The 4,127-nt window shown below is 44.5% G+C and carries 4 protein-coding genes and 1 pseudogene; 4 read left to right on the top strand and 1 reads right to left on the bottom strand.

The features are described from left to right. The 4 genes and pseudogenes from QZZ41_RS00230 to QZZ41_RS00215 all read left to right on the top strand — a co-directional run. A pseudogene (locus QZZ41_RS00230) lies at positions 1-279 on the top strand (heavy metal translocating P-type ATPase); the annotation flags it as partial. Positions 280-561: 282 nt separating this feature from the next. Further along, on the top strand, positions 562-984 hold the full coding sequence (locus tag QZZ41_RS00225; RefSeq protein WP_295066567.1) for a metal-dependent transcriptional regulator: 423 nt from the start codon (positions 562-564) through the stop codon (positions 982-984). A 126-nt stretch (positions 985-1,110) separates the two neighbouring features. Continuing rightward, positions 1,111-1,908 carry a class I SAM-dependent methyltransferase gene (locus QZZ41_RS00220; protein ID WP_295066564.1) on the top strand — a complete coding sequence of 266 codons (798 nt, stop codon included), beginning with the start codon at positions 1,111-1,113 and terminating at the stop codon, positions 1,906-1,908. 108 nt (positions 1,909-2,016) lie between these two features. Continuing rightward, positions 2,017-2,799 carry a ZIP family metal transporter gene (locus QZZ41_RS00215; protein WP_295066562.1) on the top strand — a complete coding sequence of 261 codons (783 nt, stop codon included), beginning with the start codon at positions 2,017-2,019 and terminating at the stop codon, positions 2,797-2,799. A 96-nt stretch (positions 2,800-2,895) separates the two neighbouring features. On the opposite strand, the gene eno is transcribed toward QZZ41_RS00215, so the two are convergent. Further along, positions 2,896-4,127: phosphopyruvate hydratase (eno, locus tag QZZ41_RS00210; protein ID WP_295066560.1), on the bottom strand; the 1,232-nt coding region annotated here is incomplete at its 5' end.

Below are 4,127 nucleotides of genomic sequence, written 5' to 3'. Positions count from 1 at the left end.
GCTGATGCAGGTATAGCAATAAGCACAGGTGCTGCAATTGCCCGTGAAATAGCGGATATAACCATATCTGCCGACGATCTGTACGCACTTGTGGAACTGAAACGAATGAGCAATGCTCTGATGAAGCGTATCGGCTGGAATTACCGAACGATAATAGGATTTAACGGCGGTCTTATCGGACTTGGTGTTCTGGGAGTCCTGCCGCCTGCGACATCTGCGCTGCTGCATAATGCTTCAACTCTTGCCATAGGCTTGAAAAGTATGACAGAGCTGAAATAGATCGGATATAATGAAACGCTCAGGATATTTATTCCTGAACGTTTAAATTTTTACAGCGAAAGCTATCAGCATAGTATCCTACCAACGGCTAATGGATAATGGCTGGATTACGTATTGGTTCGCTTTTCGGGATTTTTTAACGGCTTCTTGCGATACATATTGACAAGACGATAGATATGTGATATAATTTGTTTTGGGAAGTTATTATATACTAACAAGTATATTTTCAATATCAGCTGTCTTGTGTATGATGATCTTTAAATAAAAAAAGGATGTGCTTTAATGCTTGGAAAAGAAAAAACGGAAAATTATCTCAGAACAATATTAAAAATCCAGGAAACGTGCGGCAGTGCAAGAGGCATTGATATTGTCGGGGAGCTCGGTGTTTCAAAACCAACAGTAAGTATTGCTGTGCATGAGCTTGAAAAAGAGGGATATATCGAGTGTACCAACAGCTACAATATAATTCTTACAAGGAAAGGCATAGAGCTGGCTAAAAAAATAAAAGGAAGATATTGTTTTTTCCTTTTGATGCTCCGATATATGGGAGTTGGAGAAGAAAACGCGAAAATCGATGCGTGTAAAATGGAACACAGTATGGGCGATGAGTCATATAAAGCACTTTTGGACTTCTTTCTTCATAATCACCCCGAGATCGTATCACAAGAGAATAGCGGGTTTAAGGAATTATTTTTTGATATGTAGTTTGTATTTACTAACTTAAAATCATCAGAATACATAAGTTGTACCCGAATGATCGGGTGTATGGAATAAAAGACATGGTCGAAGTGCTTAAAGGCATGGAATAAAATTAAAAAAGGAGTATTTATTATGGAACTTAAATTAGGTGATGTGCAAACTACTGCACTTATCCCGCTTGCAGTCAAGGCAAGTGAGACGCTGCGGAAAAATGCACGTATCAGGGACAATATGGCTGTCGATATCATCAGAACGCTGAACATAGATACAGCGAAGTATGATAAATTCATGTCCCACGAAGGTATTGTTGCAAGAACGATCATGCTCGACCGTCAGCTAAAAGGTATCATTAAAAGAGATCCTGATACCGTTATCGTAAATGTGGGAGCAGGCTTTGATGATCGTTTTTCCAGAGTCGATAACGGAAAAATACTGTGGTTCGATCTTGATCTTCCCGATGCGATAGCTGCAAGAAGAAAGGCTTTTCCTGAGCGTGAACGTGTTACCATGATCGCAGGAAGTGCATTGGAGGACAGCTGGTGCGGACAGGTAAGGGAGTCACTTGCAGGCAGAAAGTCAAAGCCTGTTATCATCGCTGAGGGATTATTTATGTACCTGACGCTTGAACAGATACGTACATTTCTCGAAGTGCTGAAAAATAATTTCCCTGACGGCGGTACTCTTATCGCAGAGCAGAACTGCAAGATGATGCAGAAAAACGAAAAGCACCATGATACCGTAAAAAACACAAATGCCCACTTCGTGTCTGGTACGGATTCGGGGCAGGAGATAGCTGATCTGACTGACGGTATACAGTTCGTGGAAGAACACAGCTTCAATGAAGAAATGAAAAAATACAGTATTCGTGCGAAGCTTTTTGCGCTTTTGCTGCCAAAGTTAAATGACCGCTGGGCGACTTTCACATGGTAACTTTATTCTGAAACCGTTATTGCACAGTTTTGCTTGATCCGTTTATAAAGCTCTGCGGCAGGCTATTTACATTATGACAGCTGATAAGATAAAGAAAGGTAGTTTATTATGCAAAGAGAAGTTACAACAGGATTGCTGCTGCCGTTTCTTGGTACAGCGGTCGGTTCAGCCTGTGTCTTCTTCATGAAGCACAGCCTGAGCAAACAAATACAGCGAGCGTTGACAGGCTTTGCAGCAGGTATTATGACAGCTGCTTCGATATGGAGCCTTATCATTCCTGCAATGGATATGTCGGACGGTATGGGCAAACTTGCTTTTCTGCCTGCTGTTATCGGCTTCTGGTGCGGTATACTTTTTCTTCTGCTTCTTGACAGTGTTATACCTCATCTGCATATGAATGCTGAAAAAGCGGAGGGAGTACCATCACGACTTGCGAGAACGACTATGATGGTGCTTGCTGTAACTCTCCATAATATCCCTGAGGGAATGGCTGTAGGTATAGTTTATGCAGGCTTTCTGGCGGGCTCATCTGATATGACATCGGGTGGAGCGTTTGCATTGGCTCTTGGAATTGCAATACAGAATTTCCCCGAAGGTGCGATCATTTCCATGCCGCTTCATGCTGAGGGGAAAAGCAAAGGCAGAGCATTTGCGGACGGTGTACTTTCAGGAATAGTTGAACCGATAGGTGCAGCACTCACGATTATGTTTGCAGGACTGTTCCTGCCTGCAATGCCATATTTATTGAGCTTTGCCGCAGGTGCTATGATATATGTTGTCGTTGAGGAGCTCATACCGGAAATGTCAGAGGGTGAACATTCAAATATCGGCGTTATCATGTTTTCTGTAGGATTTACACTCATGATGATACTTGATGTTGCACTCGGATAAAAGCGTATATAATGCAAACTCGCCTGTACCGAAAAGTACAGGCGAGTTTTGTTATAAAAAAATAGGAAGGTCCATGAAGATATCAGTATCGTATGCTCACTTCTTAACGTTGAAAGCTCCCATACCGGGGTAGCAGGCAGCAGCACCAAGCTGTTCCTCAATGCGGAGAAGCTGGTTGTATTTTGCAACACGCTCCGAACGTGAGGGCGCACCTGTCTTTATCTGGCAGGTGTTAAGTGCGACTGCGAGATCGGCGATAGTTGTATCTGCCGTTTCACCCGAACGATGAGAAGAAATAGCTGTATATCCTGCCTTGTGAGCCATTTTTATAGCTTCGAGAGTCTCGGAGACCGAGCCTATCTGATTGAGCTTGATGAGTATGGAGTTGCCTGCGCCGAGAGATATACCCTTTGCAAGACGCTCTGTATTTGTAACGAAAAGATCATCACCGACAAGCTGTACCTTGTGACCGATCTTAGCGGTCATTCGTTGCCAGCCTTCCCAGTCCTCCTCGTCGAGACCGTCCTCGATAGATATGATCGGGTACTTGTCAACAAGTGCTTCCCAGTGAGCGATAAGCTCATCGGAAGTGAATTCCTTGCCTGACTTTGGCTGCTTGTAGAAGCCCTTGCCTTTTTCGCTCTTCCACTCTGAGGATGCAGCGTCCATAGCGATCATAAAGTCCTTACCGGGCTCAAAGCCTGCCGCTTTCACAGCCTCAAGTATCTTTTCGATAGCCTCTTCATCGCTTGTGAGTTTGTTTGGAGCAAAGCCGCCCTCATCACCGACTGCTGTAACGTCGCCCATATCTTTAAGCAGCTTTTTCAGTGCATGGAACACCTCAGCACACCAGCGCAAAGCTTCCTTGAATGTGGGAGCTCCAACAGGCATTATCATGAATTCCTGAGTGTCAACAGCACTGTCAGCGTGAGCACCGCCGTTGAGAATGTTCATCATAGGTACAGGGAGTTTAGTGCCCTGAATACCGCCGAGGAAACGGTAAAGCGGAATATCGAGCGAAGCGGCAGCTGCTCTTGCACAGGCGATAGATACGGCAAGTATAGCATTTGCGCCAAGCTTTGACTTGTCCTTTGTGCCGTCAGCCTTTATCATAGCTGCGTCAATTGCGTAAATGTCGGAAGCGTCCATACCTGTGATAGTTTCGGCAATAACAGTGTTGATGTTCTCAACTGCCTTTGTTACACCTTTTCCGAGGTAACGTTCACCGCCGTCACGGAGCTCAAGTGCTTCAAATTCGCCTGTTGACGCACCGCTTGGAGCAGTTCCTCTTGCGACTGTTCCGTCAGCGAGAGTTACCTCAGCTTCTA

The organism is Ruminococcus sp. (genome assembly GCF_016283395.1).
Note: the sequence above shows the minus strand (reverse complement) of the source record. Positions and strands in the feature narration are given on the sequence as shown.

What these genes read in the sequence shown, in the direction of transcription:
- QZZ41_RS00215 (WP_295066562.1), top strand. Translation starts at nt 2,017, where the DNA reads ATGCAAAGAGAAGTTACAACAGGATTGCTGCTGCCGTTTCTTGGTACA.
- QZZ41_RS00225 (WP_295066567.1), top strand. Translation starts at nt 562, where the DNA reads ATGCTTGGAAAAGAAAAAACGGAAAATTATCTCAGAACAATATTAAAA.
- QZZ41_RS00220 (WP_295066564.1), top strand. Translation starts at nt 1,111, where the DNA reads ATGGAACTTAAATTAGGTGATGTGCAAACTACTGCACTTATCCCGCTT.